This window comes from Mesorhizobium sp. M7D.F.Ca.US.004.03.1.1 (assembly GCF_003998635.1).
Classification (GTDB): Bacteria; Pseudomonadota; Alphaproteobacteria; order Rhizobiales; family Rhizobiaceae; genus Mesorhizobium; species Mesorhizobium loti.
This window is the reverse complement of sequence record NZ_RZQG01001667.1, coordinates 1-586: the sequence shown is the minus strand read 5'-3', so window position 1 is coordinate 586 and position 586 is coordinate 1. Positions and strand designations below refer to the sequence as shown.

Genomic DNA, 586 nt, shown 5'->3' with positions numbered 1-586 from the left:
TCCAGCGCTCTATGATCCGCTGATAGCAAAGCTGATCACCCATGCACAGACGCGTGCCGACGCGATCGAGCTACAGGCCAGGGCACTCGATTGCTTCGCTGTCGAAGGCATAGCCACCAACATCACCTTTCTATCGGCCCTTCACCGCAACCCCCGCTGGCTTGAGGGAGCGCTGTCAACCGGCCTGATCGCAGCCGAATTTGGCGCCCGCTTCCAGCAGCGTCTGTGTGAGAGTGACGAACTGCTGATGCGCGCCGCTGTTGCCGCAGCTATTCACCTCACTAGCCACTATCGCTGGGCAAGAGAAAACAGCCCTCCGTCCTCGGTGGCACTCTCCGTCTTGCAAGACAGCGACCGCATTGATCTGACAGCGATATCTGGCCGCGATGGCGTGGTCGTCGAATTTAACGGCCGATGCACCGCAATCGCAACCGATTGGCAGCCGGGTGATCCGCTTTGGCATGGCACAATCGATCACGCACCGGCGCATTTCAAGGTTACCATTGCGGATCACTCGATCGCGCTCTCGCAGGGCGGCGTGCGAAGCTCGTTGCGGGTGCTGACGCCCCGTCAGGCCGATCTTTTC

1 pseudogene is annotated in these 586 nt (G+C 60.4%); it reads left to right on the top strand.

Going from position 1 to position 586, the window contains the following annotated elements:
- Positions 1-586, top strand: a pseudogene (locus EN935_RS39380) (acetyl/propionyl-CoA carboxylase subunit alpha); the annotation flags it as partial.